Origin of the sequence: Burkholderia sp. 9775_39 (genome assembly GCF_015712225.1) — a bacterium.
Classification (GTDB): domain Bacteria; phylum Pseudomonadota; class Gammaproteobacteria; order Burkholderiales; family Burkholderiaceae; genus Burkholderia; species Burkholderia cenocepacia.
Map to the genome: position 1 here is coordinate 157,002 of NZ_JACCQC010000004.1, position 14,022 is coordinate 171,023.

Here is a 14,022-nt window from a genome sequence, read left to right on the forward strand (position 1 = left end):
TCTCGATTTCACCTTTCCGGCGTTTCCCTTCGTGACTCCCCGACTTTTCGCCCTGATTCCCTGCGCCGGCACGGGCAGCCGTTCCGGTTCGGCCGTGCCGAAGCAATACCGCACGCTGGCCGGCCGCGCGCTGCTGCACTACACGCTCGCCGCGTTCGACGCGTGCAGCGAATTCGCGCAGACGCTCGTCGTGCTCGCGCCCGACGATTCCCATTTCGACGCCCGCCGTTTCGCTGGCCTGCGTTTCGCGGTGCGCCGCTGCGGCGGCGGCTCGCGGCAGGCGTCGGTGCTGAACGGGTTGCTGGAGCTGGCCGAATTCGGCGCGACCGACCACGACTGGGTGCTGGTGCACGACGCCGCGCGCCCGGGCATCACGCCGGAGTTGATCCGCACGCTCGTCGCGACGCTGAAGGACGACCCGGTCGGCGGCATCGTCGCGCTGCCGGTGGCCGACACGCTCAAGCGCGTGCCGGCCGGCGGCGACGCGATCGCGCGCACGGAATCGCGCGATGCGCTGTGGCAGGCGCAGACGCCGCAGATGTTCCGCATCGGCATGTTGCGCGAGGCGATCCTGCGCGCGCAGCGCGAAGGGCACGACCTGACCGACGAAGCGAGCGCGATCGAATGGGCCGGCCATACGCCGCGCGTCGTGCAGGGCAGCCTGCGCAACTTCAAGGTCACGTACCCGGAAGATTTCGCGCTCGCGGAGGCGATCCTCGCGCGTCCCGCGAACGCTTCCTGACTTTCACCCCATCTCAATCGGAACACGCATGGATTTCAGAATCGGACAAGGCTACGACGTGCACCAGCTCGTCGAAGGGCGCCCTCTCATCATCGGCGGCGTGACGATTCCGTACGAGCGTGGCCTGCTCGGCCACTCGGACGCGGACGTGCTGCTGCATGCGATCACCGACGCGCTGTTCGGCGCGGCGGCGCTCGGCGACATCGGCCGCCATTTCTCCGACACGGACGCGGCGTTCAAGGGTGCGGACAGCCGCGTGCTGCTGCGCGCGTGCGCCGAGCGCGTGAAGGCGGCCGGTTTCACGATCCAGAACGTCGACAGCACCGTGATCGCGCAGGCGCCGAAGCTCGCGCCGCATATCGACGGGATGCGCGCGAACATCGCGGCGGATCTCGGGTTGCCGCTCGAGCGCGTGAACGTGAAGGCGAAGACCAACGAGAAGCTCGGCTATCTCGGCCGCGGCGAGGGGATCGAGGCGCAGGCCGCCGCGCTGCTGGTGAAGCAGGGCGGCTGACGTCCGGCCGTTGCGGCGTGCGGTTCGTGCCGCGCGCCGCGCCGCCGGAATGAAAAATGCCACGCGAATGCGTGGCATTTTCGTTTGCAGCCGCCGCGCGGCTCATGGCCGCGCGGCCGGCTCGCTCATTCGCCTTCGGCGGCGATCACCTGCGCGGCGGCGTTGATCACCGACGCGATGCGGCCCACGTCGCGCAGTTGCGTGACGGTCATCCCTTGCTCGTTCTTCAGCAGCGCATAGTGCGACTTCACGCAGAAGTGGCACTTGCCGACGATCGATGCGGCCAGCGCGTACATCTCGAACTTGCGCTTGTCGACGCCGCCGTGCGTCGCGTACGCGCCCATCCGCAATTCGGCGCGCTGCGTCTTCAGGTCGGCGTCGTCGGCCATCTCGACATACGGATACCAGGTGTTGTTCATCCCCATCAGCGCGGCCGCCGTCAGCACGGCGTTCGTCTCTTCGGGCGACAGGACGCCGGCTTCGCGAATCGTCTTGACGAGCACCGTGCTCTTCGCCGCGATGGCCGCCGCCAGCGCCACGCCGACCGCGTCCGTGCCTTCGAGCGCGAGATCGTGCCGTCGAGGTTCAGGCGAATGTCCTTCGCGTAGTCGGGGATACGTGCCTTAATCGAGTCGATGAATTCCATTGATATCTCCTATGGGTTGGCCGTTAAAAAAGCCCGCAGGCAGAACGCGCGCCGCGGGCTTCGTGCATTGCTGCGCTTACAGCGTTGCGCCGCCGACTGCGCGGTTGCACGGGCAGAGTTCGTCCGTTTGCAGGCCGTCCAGAATGCGCAGGACTTCTTCCGGGCTGCGGCCGACGTTCAGGTTGTTCACCGAAACGTGCTGGATCGTGTTGTCCGGGTCGACGATGAACGTTGCACGCAGGGCCACGCCGGCTTCCTTGTCGCGCACGCCGAGCTGGTCGATCAGTTCGCCCTTGACGTCGCCGAACGAGTAGTGGTTCAGCTTGTCCAGGTCCTTGTGCTCACGGCGCCATGCGAGCTTGACGAATTCGTTGTCCGAGCTGCCGCCGAGCAGGACGGCGTCGCGCTCTTCGAACTGCTTCGTGAGCTTCGCGAATTCGACGATTTCCGTCGGGCACACGAACGTGAAATCCTTCGGATAGAAGTAGATGATCTTCCACTTGCCCGGGAACGACGCTTCGGTGACGGTCTCGAACGCCGACTGGCCGTTTTCCTCGTGATTGTTGAAGCCCGGCTTCGCGGCTACGACGGTGAAAGCTTCGAGTTTATCGCCCACGGTTTTCATGCGGATACTCCTGTGTGAGTTGGGAAGAAGACTGAGTCAAGCTACCTCGGTGCTGCAACGATGATGTGACAGCATGGGTAAAACTATAACACTATTAGCAAGACGCTTCAATAGATTTTGACTAACCACCCTCATAGCTTTTGTCAACCGCCTCGATAGTGTGACGCGCAAGATGCGTGCGTGCGCGTGTCACGCGGTCGCACGCGCCTTGCCGGCGCCGGGGAATTCGAGCGTGACTTCGAGGCCGGCTTCCGGCTGGCGATTGCGCAGGCGCAGCGCGCCGCGGTAGCGGCCGACGAGCCGCAGCACGATCGCCATCCCGAGGCCCGTGCCGTCGGCCTTGGTGCGCGCGGTGTCGACGCGGTAGAACGGCCGCATCACGAGCGGCAGCTGATCCTCGGGGATGCCGGGGCCTTCGTCGCTCACCGACAGCTCGACGCGCGCATGCGACACGCGCGTCTCGAGCGTGATGCGCGAGATGCCGTCCTGCTTGCTCTGGCCGTACTTGCGCGCGTTCTCGACGAGGTTGCCGATCACGCGGCGCATGTCGGTCTCGTCGGCTTCGATGATCGCGCTCGGCGCGAGCCGCGTGCGGATCTCGACGCCGTCCTCGCCCGACACGCGCGCGGCGACTTCGTGCGCGATCGACGACAGGTCGACGGGTTCCGGCTTGCGCTGCGACGGGCGCGCGTAGTCGATGAAGGCCGCGATGATGCGGTCCATCTGTTCGATGTCGTCGACCATCGCGTCCTTGGTCGCCTGGTCGGACGGGCTCATCTCGGTTTCGAGCCGCAACCGCGCGAGCGGCGTGCGCAGGTCGTGCGAAATGCCCGCGAGCATCAGCGCGCGATCGGCTTCGAGCTGTTCGAGGTCGCGCACCATCTGGTTGAAGCTGCGGTTGGTCTCGGCCGCGACGCCCATCCCGCGCTCGGGCAGCGGCTCGGGCGCCTGGCCCGACCCGACCTGGCGCGCGGCGAGCGCGAGCCGCGAGAACGGCCGGTTCACGAGGCTCGTGATGAACGCGGAGCCGAACAGCGACAGCGCGAGCGCGAACAGCCCCCAGCCGGCCCACTGCAGGCCCGTGACGTTGTCGAGCTGGTCGCGGTCGAGCGCGACCCAGTAATCGTCGTCGTCGATCTTGAAGCTGATCCACACGCCGGGAATGTCGTTGACCGACTGCGCGATCACGGTATCGTCGCCGAGGCGGCTGCGGATGTCGTGTTCGATCAGGCGGTTCAGCGATTCGTCGGGCTGCAGCTTGAATTTGTCGGTTTTCTCGCGCGGGTACACGCGCACGCCCTCGTTGCTCTCGAGATCCTGCAGCAGCGCGCGCCGCAAATCGGGATCGGAATAGAGCAGGGCGGTGCGCGTGAGCTTCACGACCGCGACGAGCTGGAGCGCGACGCGCTGCGCACGCGGCTCGCGCTCGATCACGCGAAAGCTCTGGAACCACGCGGCGAGACTGACCGAGATCAGCAGCGCGATCAGCAGGAAGGTGCGCCAGAACAGCCCGCCGAACGCGAGCTGCAGAAGGCGCCGGTCGATACGCATGGGACGGGCCGTGGACGGGGCGAAACCGGGAAGGAAAAAGCTCAGGCGGCGCCGTCCGGGATGAACACGTAGCCGAGGCCCCAGACCGTCTGGATGAAGCGCGGGCTGCCCGGATCGGGTTCGATCAGCTTGCGCAGGCGCGAGATCTGCACGTCGAGGCTGCGGTCGAACACTTCGTATTCACGGCCGCGTGCGAGTTCCATCAGCTTTTCACGCGACAGCGGCTGGCGCGGATGACGCGCGAATACTTTCAGCACCGAGAATTCGCCGGTGGTCAGCGGAATTTCCTGGCCGGACTTCGTCAGCGTGCGCGTGGCGAGATTCAGCGAGAATTCGCCGAACTCGAACACCTCGGTGGTTTCGGACGGGGCGCCCGGCAGTTCGGCCGGCGCCTGGCGACGCAGCACCGCATGAATGCGCGCGACCAGCTCGCGCGGGTTGAACGGCTTCGGCAGGTAATCGTCGGCGCCCATCTCGAGGCCGACGATGCGATCGACGTCCTCGCCCTTCGCGGTGAGCATGATGATCGGCGTGCGGTCGTTGCTGCCGCGCAGCCGGCGGCAGATCGACAGGCCGTCTTCGCCGGGCAGCATCAGGTCGAGCACGAGCAGGTCGAAACGCTCGCGCACCCAGAGCTTGTTCATCGCGGTCGCGTTTTCCGCGACATAGACGTTGAAACCCTGTTCGCCGAGGTAACGGCGCAGCAGATCGCGCAGGCGAGGGTCGTCGTCGACGACGAGAATCTTGGAGGGGTTTTTCGTTTCCATGATCGGCATCTTATCGCGAATGGGAATTGACGCACGGCCGCGTATTTTCGTGCGTTACAGTCGGTTACAAAATTTACCCGTAGTGTCGCGCCGAGTAAAGGCAGGCTATAGAGATTCCTTTACTCGAAGCCGAAATTCGGTAGATACTCCCCTGCACTCCATCTTTCATCTTTGTACACCCGAATTCCGCAGGGTTTTTCAAGTACCAGAGGTAGCCGGTTGCCGCGTGACGAAGGGAACAAATCGACCAAAGAAGCGAGGACGGTCATGCGATCTGCCCGGATTGCACTGATGCTGACGATCGCGCTTGCCGGTCCATATGCGTCGAACTTCGCGTATGCGCAGCGCCCCGAGCAGGGCGCATCGTCGCGCAAGCTGCCGCGCGGCAAAGCGCCGCAGTCCGATCGTGCCGCCGATATGACGGTCCGTTCCGCCGTGCCTCCCGATCTCGAACAGCGCCGCCGCGACGGGCACATGACGCCCGAAGAGCGGCACCTGTTGCGCCAGCACATCGAAGACGCCGTTCGCGAGCTGTACAAGCGCTGACGCGTGTCGTCGTTCGTCTTGCGCGGAAATCTCCGCGCGGAAAAAATTCGTAGCACTTTTGCCGTCAACTTTCAGGCGCCGAATGCCGTTGTACGGGCATCCGCACCGCCGGTGCGTTCCGGGAGTCCATGACGATGAAAGCGAACGCTGCCGCACCGGCGCCGTCGCCTGCGATGCAGGCGACGCTCGATGCCGACGACGCGCTGTTTTTCCTCAGTCGCACCGGTTTTTCTCCCGCGCCCGCCGAGGTCGCGCGCATCGTCGGCATGACGCGCGCGCAGGTCGTGGCCGACACGCTCGGCAATGCGCGACACGAACCCGTCACGACGTGGCCCGACTGGCTCGGCGAGTTGCCGCCGACGCGCGCGCAGCGCCAGGCGCTGACGCCCGACATGCGGCGCGACGAGCAGCGCGAGCGCAATCGCCGCTACGATGCGTTGCGCGCGGCCTGGGTCCACGAGATGGTCGCGACGCCGTCGCCGCTCACCGAGCGCATGACGCTGTTCTGGCACGGGCATTTCATGTCCGGGCAGGACAAGGTGCCGTACCCGCAGACGATGGCCGCGCAGAACGCGCTGTTTCGCCGCGAGGCGCTCGGCAACTTCGGCACGCTGCTGCACGCGGTCGCGAAGGATCCGGCGATGCTCCAGTATCTCGACGGCGCGAGCAATCGCAAGGGGCGGCCGAACGAGAATTTCGCGCGCGAGGTGATGGAGCTGTTCACGCTCGGCGAAGGGCACTACACGCAATCCGACGTGACCGAAGCCGCGCGCGCGATGACCGGCTGGACGGTCGATCCCGACACGTTGCGCTTCACGGTGCGGCCCGAGTGGCACGATACCGGCGACAAGACGATCCTCGGCGAAACCGGGCCGTTCGACGGCGACGGCTTTCTCGACATCCTGCTGAAGCGGCCGGGCACCGCGCGCTTCATCGCCGGCAAGCTGTGGCGCGAGTTCGTGTCCGATACGCCGGAACCGGGCGCACTCGATGCGGTGGCCGAGCGGTTTCGCGCGAGCGGCTACGACATTCGCGCCGCGCTCGCCGCGCTGTGGTCGACCGATGCGTTCTGGGATCCGCGCAACCGCGGCGTGCTCGTGAAGTCGCCGGCGGAATTCGTCGTCGGGTCGGTGCGGCTGTTCGACGTCGCGTACGGCGATCCGCAACTGCTCGCGAACACCGTGCGCACGCTCGGGCAGAACCTGTTCTATCCGCCGAACGTGAAGGGCTGGCCGGGCGGCGCGCTGTGGATCAACAGCACCACGCTGCTGTCGCGCAAGCAGTTCGTCGAGCAGTTGTTCCGCGCGACCGAAACGGTCGGCATGCGGCCGCCGGCTCGCGCGATCGCGCAGCCGCCGAACGCGCGGGCGCATGCGATGCCGGTGACCGATGCGGCGTCCGCCGCCGGCCTGCGGGGCACGCCCGCGAAGCCGGCGCGCGGCGGCCTGCGCTTCGACCTCGAGCGCTGGCTGGCCCAGTATCGTGCACGGCCGCAGGCGATCGCGGGATTGTCGACCGAGCTGCAGTTGCAGCATGCGGTGCTGCAACTCTCGCCGGTCGCGGCGATCGATACGGATTCGACCGGCAGCGCGTATCTCGAGGCGCTGCTGATGGATCCGGCCTATCAACTGAAATGATGCGAACGACGACGAAGCGGGCAGCCGCCGCGGCAAAGGTGCCCGGCGGCGATCCAAAGGATGTGCGATGAACCGACGTGATTTTCTGACGCTGACCGGCGCTGCGGCGGCGGCCGGCGTGTCGATGTGGCAAGCCCCCGCGATGGCGGCCGCCGTGCCGCAGGCCGGGCGGAAACCGGCGGCCGGGTATGCGAACGTGCTGATCCTCGTCGAGCTGAAGGGCGGCAACGACGGCCTCAACACGGTGGTGCCGTATGCGGATCCCCTGTACTACCAGTTCCGGCGCAGCATCGGCATCAAGCGCGACCAGGTGCTGCAGCTCGACGCGCAGACGGGGCTGCACCCGTCGCTCGCGCCGTTGATGCCGCTGTGGCGCGACGGGCAGGTCGCGGTCGTGCAGGGCGTCGGCTATCCGCAGCCGAACCTGTCGCATTTCCGCTCGATCGAGATCTGGGACACCGCATCGCGCTCGGATCAGTACCTGCACGAAGGCTGGCTCACGCGCACCTTCGCGCAGGCGCCGGTCCCGCCCGGTTTCGCGGCGGACGGCGTCGTGCTCGGCAGCGCCGAGATGGGGCCGCTGTCGAACGGCGCGCGCGCGATCGCGCTCGTCAATCCCGCGCAGTTCATCCGGGCGGCCCGGCTCGCCGAGCCGTCGTCGCTGCGCGAGCAGAACCCGGCGCTCGCGCACATCATCGACGTCGAGAACGACATCGTGAAGGCGGCCGACCGGCTGCGCCCGCGCGGCGGGATGCGCGAATTCAGGACGGCCTTTCCGGCCGGCGCGTTCGGCACGTCGGTCAAGACCGCGATGCAGGTGCTGGCCGCGTGCGAAGCGTCCGGGCCCGGCGCGCAGGATGGGGTCGCGGTGCTGCGCCTGACGCTCAACGGCTTCGACACGCACCAGAACCAGCCAGGGCAGCAGGCCGCGCTGCTCAAGCAGTTCGCGCAAGGGATGAGCGCGATGCGCGCGGCGTTGGTCGAACTCGGGCGCTGGAACGAGACGCTCGTGATGACGTATGCGGAATTCGGGCGGCGCGTGCGCGAGAACCAGAGCAACGGCACCGATCACGGCACGGCCGCGCCGCATTTCGTGATGGGCGGCCGCGTGGCGGGCGGCCTGTACGGTGCGCCGCCGGCGCTCGGGCGGCTCGACGGCAACGGCAACCTGCCGGTCGCGGTCGATTTCCGCCAGCTTTATGCGACCGTGCTTGGGCCGTGGTGGGGGCTCGATGCGACGCGCGTGCTGCAGCAGCGTTTCGACACGCTGCCGTTGCTGAAGGCGTGATGCGCGCGGCTCAGCGGCGGCGCGCGGCGCGCCACGCGATCCACAGCTTGCGGATCGGCGTCAGCGCAATGCGCTGGTGCAGCACCTGGTAGCCGTCGCGCGCGATTTCGTCGAGCAGCGCGCCGGCCAGCGCGATCTGCGCGCGCAGCGTGCGCTGTGCACGGCGTTCGGCGGCGGGAATCGCCGCACCGGCCGCCGCGAGCGCGTCGCGCGCGCGGGTCGTCTGGAATTGCAGCAATTCGGTGAAGGCCGGGCTATAGCGACGGTTCAGCAGATCGGCGGCGGTCACGTTGTAGCGCTGCAGTTCGTCGATCGGCAGATAGATGCGGCCGTGGCGTGCGTCGTTGCCGAGTTCCTGCACGAATTGCGCGAGCATCAGCGCGCGGCCGACGTCCTCGGCCCACGGCTGCGGGTCGGTCGGGTCCGCCGAGCTGGCGCGCGCAACCAGCGACGCGAAGGTGCCGCCGACCTGCGCGATATAGCGCTGCAGGTTCGCGAAGTCGAGGTAGCGCGCCTGTTCGAGGTCCATCCCGTAACCGTTGACGAGCGTGCGCAGCGCATCGGCCTCGGCGGCGATCGCCGGGTGATGCTGTGCGAGCGCCTTCGTGACCGGGTGCGACGGTTGCCCGTCGGCGAGTGCCGCGAGTTCCTTGTGCCACCACGCGAGTTTCGTGTGTCCGACGGTCGGATCGCTGGTTTCCTTGACGGTTTCCTCGAGTTCGCGGCGCAGCGCGAACAGCGCGGTCAGGCGCGGCTGCGTGGCGAGCGGCGCCTGGCGCAGCGCGTAGTAGACGCTGGAGCCTGCGGGGGCGGCCTTTTGCTGACAGTAGTCGTCGAAGTTCACGGGCGAAATCGTGTGGGGCGGGTTCGGGGGACGCGCGGCGGCGCGCTGCCGAAACGTCGAGCGCGGCATTCTAGCACCGCGGCACGACGGGTGCCGGCAGGGCGAGACAAGGCCGCACGGATCGGGTAGAATCTCGCGCTCGCCTGATCGGGCGTGCCGGTTTTCGGGCCGGCGTGAAGTCCCGGGCGCGTGGAGCACGCATCTTGCGTCCCGCGCGGTCAGGCGACGGAAATGCGCGTGAGTGGCGAAATTGGTAGACGCACCAGGTTTAGGTCCTGACGCCCGCAAGGGTGTGCCGGTTCGAGTCCGGCCTCACGCACCAGAAGTCGAACGAGCCTCCGTCAGGGTCTCGTTCGCGAAAAAGCGCTGCCGGTCGGCTGACCGCAGCGCTTTTTTATCGTCCATTGATGCCGGTTTTCTCGCCAGGCGTCCGCATTCGCCCGAAAAAACGGCCGCGTGTAATATCGTGCTCACTTTTCATACAAGAAGCACCACGACACCGAGGGGTCGCCGATGAAACGCACCGTCCGCATTCCGATCTCCGTTCTGGCGCTGATGTTCGCCGCGCCGGCCTTCGCCAATACGCCCGCCGACAATGTCGTCTGGAGCGCCAAACCGGCGAAGACGGTCGCATCGTCGTCGGCGTGCACGGCGTACTCGGGACGGGCGATGTCGAGCGGCGAGCCGCTGTCGACGGAGGGTGTGCTCAAAGCGCTCGGCACGTCGCTGGCCGGCGCCGCGCTGGGCGCCGTCGCCGGCGGATATCAGGGCGCAGTCCCCAATCCGTGCCAGCGTCCGGGCCTGTGACGCGCGTGCAGTCGAATCGCCGGGCGCACCGCTTCAACTGACATGCCCGGCTCGACAAACCTCCCCGCGCGTCGCACGACCGCTGCGCTTCGTCGTTTCCGGCGCGCCTATTCCCAGAAGCTGCGGATCGCGACGGCCACGATCACCGGTACCGAGAACACCAGCGGAATCGCGAAATACTGCGCTTCGCGATCGACGACCCAGCTATAGATCACCCACGCCGCACCGATTGCGAACGTGATGAGGCCGACCGTCACGGCGGCGATGTTCAGGGCCAGCTTCGACGGCTGGCGGCGCGTTTTGGCGTTGTCGTTGTTATCGCGCGGGGACGATTTCATCGGAAGAGTGTGGCCTCGGGCCGGAACAGGGGTAAAGCCACAGGAAACCCCATCCGCAAGGATCGCGCAAGGGCCGGCGCGGGCCGGCCCCGTCACGCCCGTTCCCGCGCGTTACAACCCGAACGACGCGGCCAGTTCGTCGAGCAGTTCGCGCTGGAACGCGACGAACCGCTCGCCCGGCTGCTGCGCGATCGCCAGGTCGAGCATCGGATCGGCGACCTCGGTGCGCACGCCTGCCAGTTCCTCGACGATCGCGAGCCCGCAGAACGGCACGTACGCCTCCGAATAACCGCCTTCGTGAACGATCACGAGCCGCCCGCCGCAATGGCGCTGCGCGGCTTGCTTCACCGCGCGCGTCATGAACCGGTAGCTGTCGGTATGCAGCTGCATGCGCGCGAGCGGATCGACCGCGCTCGCGTCGAGGCCGCTCGCGATGACGATCAGCTCGGGGCGGAAGCGCGCGAGCGCCGGCAGCACGATCCGCTCGAACGCATACCGGTACGCGTCGTCGCCGCTGCCGGCGAGCAGCGGCACGTTCAGGTTCGCGCCGATGCCCGCGCCTTCGCCGCGATCGTCCGCGCCGCTGTAGCCGGGCGGGAAACAGCGGTCCTGGTGCAGCGAGATCGTCAGCGTATCCGGATCGTCGTAGTAGATCGACTGCGTGCCGTTGCCGTGATGCACGTCCCAGTCGATCACCGCGACACGCTCGATGCCGTGCTTCGCGCGTGCGGCCTCGATCGCGATCGGGATGTTCGCCAGCATGCAGAAGCCCATCGGGCGGTCGCGCAGGCAGTGATGGCCGGGCGGTCGCGACAGCGAGAACGCATTCGCCGCGCGCTCGCCGACCACCGCATCGACCGCCGCGATCGCGAGGCCGGCCGACAGCGCGGCGATCTCGTAGCTGCCCTTGCCGAATGGCGCGAGATCGCCGAGGTCGCCGCCGTTTGCGTCGCTGAGGGCGCGGAACGCGTCGAGATAGTGCGCCGGATGAATGCGCAGCAGGTCGGCCGTCGTCGCGGGCGCGGCGCCGCGCAGGTCGAGCTGCGCGGCGAGGCCCGACGCCTGTACGAGCGACAGGAAGCGGCGCTTCGAATCGGGCGATTCCGCGTAGCCGGCGCTCGACGGCGGCTGGACCCAGCCGCCGACCGGGAAGAACAGCGCGTGCGTGCCGCCGGTATGCCAGAAAGTGCGTTCGTCGGTGAAAAAGGCAGTGCGATTCATGGAGGCGTGACCTGTCACGGTTGGGAGGAAACGGAAGGGCGTGCGCGGCGATCGATGTGGCGCAGCGCGGCGAACGACACGATCGCGACGGCCGTCGCGGCCACGAACAGCGTGCGCATCGTGCCGCCGGCGTCGAGCATCAGGCCGGCCAGCAGCGGGCCGGCGGCGAGACCCGCGCCGATCACGAAATTGAGCGTCGCGACGAGGCGGCCCGACGTGTCGATCTGCGCGACCGTCGCGAGAATGAACGGCAGCACGAAGGTCCATGCAAACTTGAACGCGAAGATCGCCGCGCTGTAGCCACCGGTATGACGCATCGCGGCGAGTGCGACGAGCGACGCCGCGAGCAGTGCGTAGCCGGCCGCCAGCATCGCGCGGCGCGCAAGCCGGCCGCCCGCGCACGAGGCAAGCGCCGCGCCGGCGATCCCCATCACGCTCGCGATCGCGAGCACGTTGCCGGTCGACTGCGGATCGAGCCCGGCCTCGGCCGCCGCGCGGCTCGCGAACGTCCATACGCTGCCGATCGCGAGATAGAACGTCAGCACCGCGCCGATGGCGAGCACGACGAAGTGTCGCGGCGTTTGCGGCGCGTCGCCGCGTGCGCTGGTCGCAGCCGCGGCTCGCGTGCCGAGCGACGGCGAAAAGCCGCGCGACAGCGGCGCCGCGAGCAGCGCGAGCCCGGCGAGCGCGACGTACAGCGCACGCAGCCCGAACGCGGCGAACACGTGCGGCAACACGAACAGGCCGATCGCGCCCGCGATCAGCTGGCCGACGACCCACAGGCCGTACACGCGGTCGCTGTTGCTGCTCGTCGCGGCGCTCGTCATGCAGAGCACCATCAGCGAACCGCCGCCGAGCGCGGTGACGGCGCGCAGCGCGAGCAGCACGGCAAAGCCCGGCATCCACAGCGCGGTCAGCAGGTTGCCCGCGCCGAACAGCGCGATGGCGAGCGCCGCGATGTGGCGCGCGTCGACACGGCCGAGCCACAGGTACGACGGCACGGTCGCGAGGCTGAACGCGCCGAGTTCGACGAAGAAGTAGGTGCCGATCTGCGACGCGGACAAGCCGAGCTGCGTCGCGAGCTGACCGGCGACGGCGGGCGCCACGAGCAGCAACAACGGTGTGATGGCCGCGAACACGACGAGCGCGACGAGCGTCGAGCGCGCGAACGGCGACGCGTGGCCGTCGGGCGAGAGGGCGGCATCCGGGGACAAGGTCTTCATGGCGGGGTCTCGTGGAGGGAATCAGAACAGGTGGTACATGCCGACCATCGCGCCGAACTGCGACGCGCCGGCAAGCGGTGTCGGGTCGTATTCGTAGACGGTCTGCGAGCTCTGGCCGCTGTTGCGCGCATAGCCGAGGTTCACGTACGCGACGGTGCGTTTCGACAGCGCGTAGGTGGTGCTCGCGATGAACAGCGTCGGGTGGCCGATCGCCGGCGTGCGCGAATCGGTGTGGTACACGCCCGCGTTCAGGCCGATCCCGTTCGACGCCAGGTAGCGCGCGCCGCCCCAGACGATCGTGCGCGCCGCGTCGAGGTCGCCGGTCAGGCGTTCGACGCCGGCATAGACGGTGAGCGGCAGCGTGGCGAACGCATAACGCGCGGCGAGCGTGCCGAGTTCGCGACGCCGCGCGGACGCGTCGTCGGCTGCCGATACCTCGCCGTGCGCCTGGTGCAGCACCGCGCTGACCGACAGGCCATTGCTCGTGTACTGCCCGCCGAGCTCGAGCACGCGTCCGGCGCGCGGATTGCCGGCGACGCCGGAGGTCGCGGCGAGCGCTTCGACGTCGAAGCCGGCGAACGTCGGCGACTGGTATTTGACCGAGTGATCGATGAAGTTCGCGTACATCGGCACGAGCACGCCCTGGCCGCTGTACGACCCGTACCAGAGCGGGTCGTAGAACAGCGTCTTGTCGAACAGCACGCTGAACTGGCGGCCGAGCGTGACGGTGCCGACCGGCCCCGCGAGGCCCACGTATGCGCCGCGGAAGAACGCGTAGCCGGGCACGGTCGCGGTGCCGTCGTTGAGGTTGAGGCCCTGTTCGAGCTTGAACAGCGCGCGCCAGCCGCCGCCGAGATCCTCGTGGCCCTTGATCCCGACCTGCGAAGGCAGGATGCCGTAGTTCTGCAACCGCACGGCCGAACGATGCCCGTCGGCGTGCGTCACGTATTGCACGCCGGCGTCGAGCGCGCCGTACAGCGTGAGGGCGGACTGCGCGTGCGCGGCGGCGTTGCAGGCGGCCAGCGTCGCGGCGGCCGCGGCCGTGCGGATGAAGCGGGGTGTCGTCACGTGGGGTTCTCCATACCGTGCTGCATCGGTTTGTCGTTGGTGTTGTCGCGACGCAGTGTCCGCAGCGGGAAAACAGTCGAACAGTCGTCCAGATGAACGGTGCGGAAAACCCGCGGTGCACGGCATGTGCGCCGCGCGATGCCGTCGCGCGCCGTGCTGCGCAGCAGCAACGGGCGGCGCACCGTTCAAATGGATGGGGCTGGCG

General features: G+C 68.0%; 15 protein-coding genes, 1 tRNA gene and 1 pseudogene. 7 read left to right on the plus strand and 10 right to left on the minus strand.

Going from position 1 to position 14,022, the window contains the following annotated elements; all coding sequences use genetic code 11:
• The first annotated feature begins 31 nt into the window (after positions 1 to 31).
• Both ispD and ispF read left to right on the plus strand, forming a co-directional pair.
• The gene (gene ispD / locus H0X90_RS07515) at positions 32 to 742 is read left to right on the plus strand and encodes a 2-C-methyl-D-erythritol 4-phosphate cytidylyltransferase (protein WP_034201609.1); all 711 of its coding nucleotides are present in this window, start codon (positions 32 to 34) and stop codon (positions 740 to 742) included.
• Between the two features lie 28 nt (positions 743 to 770).
• The gene (ispF, locus tag H0X90_RS07520) at positions 771 to 1,256 is read left to right on the plus strand and encodes a 2-C-methyl-D-erythritol 2,4-cyclodiphosphate synthase (RefSeq protein WP_006488015.1); all 486 of its coding nucleotides are present in this window, start codon (positions 771 to 773) and stop codon (positions 1,254 to 1,256) included.
• 125 nt (positions 1,257 to 1,381) lie between these two features.
• Here the strand turns inward: ispF and H0X90_RS07525 are convergent.
• The 4 genes and pseudogenes from H0X90_RS07525 to ompR form a co-directional block, all read right to left on the minus strand.
• Positions 1,382 to 1,902 (minus strand): annotated as a pseudogene (locus tag H0X90_RS07525) (carboxymuconolactone decarboxylase family protein).
• Positions 1,903 to 1,978: 76 nt separating this feature from the next.
• Positions 1,979 to 2,527 carry a peroxiredoxin gene (locus tag H0X90_RS07530; RefSeq protein ID WP_006478563.1) on the minus strand — a complete coding sequence of 183 codons (549 nt, stop codon included), beginning with the start codon at positions 2,525 to 2,527 and terminating at the stop codon, positions 1,979 to 1,981.
• 189 nt (positions 2,528 to 2,716) lie between these two features.
• Positions 2,717 to 4,078, minus strand: a complete 1,362-nt coding sequence (locus H0X90_RS07535) for an ATP-binding protein (RefSeq protein ID WP_006488007.1) — start codon at positions 4,076 to 4,078, stop codon at positions 2,717 to 2,719.
• Between the two features lie 41 nt (positions 4,079 to 4,119).
• Positions 4,120 to 4,845, minus strand: a complete 726-nt coding sequence (gene ompR, locus H0X90_RS07540; protein WP_004199523.1) for a two-component system response regulator OmpR — start codon at positions 4,843 to 4,845, stop codon at positions 4,120 to 4,122.
• Positions 4,846 to 5,112: 267 nt separating this feature from the next.
• On the opposite strand from ompR, the gene H0X90_RS07545 reads away from it, so the two are divergent.
• The 3 genes from H0X90_RS07545 to H0X90_RS07555 all read left to right on the plus strand — a co-directional run bounded on the left by H0X90_RS07545 (position 5,113) and on the right by H0X90_RS07555 (position 8,316).
• A complete protein-coding gene (locus H0X90_RS07545) occupies positions 5,113 to 5,391 on the plus strand; it encodes a hypothetical protein (RefSeq protein WP_012492681.1) in 279 nt (92 codons plus the stop codon).
• A 134-nt stretch (positions 5,392 to 5,525) separates the two neighbouring features.
• Positions 5,526 to 7,028, plus strand: coding sequence for a DUF1800 family protein (locus tag H0X90_RS07550; RefSeq protein WP_077190696.1), 1,503 nt, complete (start codon positions 5,526 to 5,528; stop codon positions 7,026 to 7,028).
• Positions 7,029 to 7,095: 67 nt separating this feature from the next.
• Positions 7,096 to 8,316: a DUF1501 domain-containing protein gene (locus H0X90_RS07555; protein ID WP_006496342.1), complete on the plus strand. Its 1,221-nt coding sequence runs from the start codon at positions 7,096 to 7,098 to the stop codon at positions 8,314 to 8,316.
• Between the two features lie 10 nt (positions 8,317 to 8,326).
• On the opposite strand, the gene hpnD is transcribed toward H0X90_RS07555, so the two are convergent.
• Positions 8,327 to 9,160 carry a presqualene diphosphate synthase HpnD gene (gene hpnD / locus H0X90_RS07560; protein ID WP_006488013.1) on the minus strand — a complete coding sequence of 278 codons (834 nt, stop codon included), beginning with the start codon at positions 9,158 to 9,160 and terminating at the stop codon, positions 8,327 to 8,329.
• 235 nt (positions 9,161 to 9,395) lie between these two features.
• Here hpnD and H0X90_RS07565 point away from each other — a divergent pair.
• Both H0X90_RS07565 and H0X90_RS07570 read left to right on the plus strand, forming a co-directional pair.
• Positions 9,396 to 9,482 (plus strand) — tRNA-Leu (locus tag H0X90_RS07565).
• Positions 9,483 to 9,673: 191 nt separating this feature from the next.
• Positions 9,674 to 9,967 (plus strand): hypothetical protein, encoded by a 294-nt coding sequence (locus H0X90_RS07570; protein WP_077190673.1) that lies wholly within the window; start codon positions 9,674 to 9,676, stop codon positions 9,965 to 9,967.
• A gap of 107 nt (positions 9,968 to 10,074) precedes the next feature.
• On the opposite strand, the gene H0X90_RS07575 is transcribed toward H0X90_RS07570, so the two are convergent.
• The 5 genes from H0X90_RS07575 to H0X90_RS07595 all read right to left on the minus strand — a co-directional run bounded on the left by H0X90_RS07575 (position 10,075) and on the right by H0X90_RS07595 (position 13,987).
• Positions 10,075 to 10,305: a hypothetical protein gene (locus H0X90_RS07575; RefSeq protein WP_006487995.1), complete on the minus strand. Its 231-nt coding sequence runs from the start codon at positions 10,303 to 10,305 to the stop codon at positions 10,075 to 10,077.
• A gap of 111 nt (positions 10,306 to 10,416) precedes the next feature.
• Positions 10,417 to 11,526: a class II histone deacetylase gene (locus tag H0X90_RS07580; protein ID WP_034201611.1), complete on the minus strand. Its 1,110-nt coding sequence runs from the start codon at positions 11,524 to 11,526 to the stop codon at positions 10,417 to 10,419.
• 14 nt (positions 11,527 to 11,540) lie between these two features.
• Positions 11,541 to 12,749 (minus strand): MFS transporter, encoded by a 1,209-nt coding sequence (locus H0X90_RS07585; protein ID WP_006496344.1) that lies wholly within the window; start codon positions 12,747 to 12,749, stop codon positions 11,541 to 11,543.
• A 21-nt stretch (positions 12,750 to 12,770) separates the two neighbouring features.
• Complete coding sequence (locus H0X90_RS07590; RefSeq protein WP_077190672.1) at positions 12,771 to 13,817, minus strand: porin; 1,047 nt, start codon at positions 13,815 to 13,817, stop codon at positions 12,771 to 12,773.
• Positions 13,814 to 13,987: a hypothetical protein gene (locus H0X90_RS07595; RefSeq protein WP_006496346.1), complete on the minus strand. Its 174-nt coding sequence runs from the start codon at positions 13,985 to 13,987 to the stop codon at positions 13,814 to 13,816. Before H0X90_RS07595 ends, H0X90_RS07590 begins: the two co-directional genes overlap by 4 nt.
• Positions 13,988 to 14,022 lie beyond the last annotated feature (35 nt).

Bases quoted from the DNA above. Each gene is read 5' to 3' on its own strand.
- ispF (WP_006488015.1), top strand. From the start codon at position 771: ATGGATTTCAGAATCGGACAAGGCTACGACGTGCACCAGCTCGTCGAA.
- H0X90_RS07530 (WP_006478563.1), bottom strand. From the start codon at position 2,527: ATGAAAACCGTGGGCGATAAACTCGAAGCTTTCACCGTCGTAGCCGCG.
- H0X90_RS07535 (WP_006488007.1), bottom strand. From the start codon at position 4,078: ATGCGTATCGACCGGCGCCTTCTGCAGCTCGCGTTCGGCGGGCTGTTC.
- ompR (WP_004199523.1), bottom strand. From the start codon at position 4,845: ATGGAAACGAAAAACCCCTCCAAGATTCTCGTCGTCGACGACGACCCT.
- H0X90_RS07545 (WP_012492681.1), top strand. From the start codon at position 5,113: ATGCGATCTGCCCGGATTGCACTGATGCTGACGATCGCGCTTGCCGGT.
- H0X90_RS07550 (WP_077190696.1), top strand. From the start codon at position 5,526: ATGAAAGCGAACGCTGCCGCACCGGCGCCGTCGCCTGCGATGCAGGCG.
- H0X90_RS07555 (WP_006496342.1), top strand. From the start codon at position 7,096: ATGAACCGACGTGATTTTCTGACGCTGACCGGCGCTGCGGCGGCGGCC.
- H0X90_RS07570 (WP_077190673.1), top strand. From the start codon at position 9,674: ATGAAACGCACCGTCCGCATTCCGATCTCCGTTCTGGCGCTGATGTTC.
- H0X90_RS07575 (WP_006487995.1), bottom strand. From the start codon at position 10,305: ATGAAATCGTCCCCGCGCGATAACAACGACAACGCCAAAACGCGCCGC.
- H0X90_RS07580 (WP_034201611.1), bottom strand. From the start codon at position 11,526: ATGAATCGCACTGCCTTTTTCACCGACGAACGCACTTTCTGGCATACC.
- H0X90_RS07585 (WP_006496344.1), bottom strand. From the start codon at position 12,749: ATGAAGACCTTGTCCCCGGATGCCGCCCTCTCGCCCGACGGCCACGCG.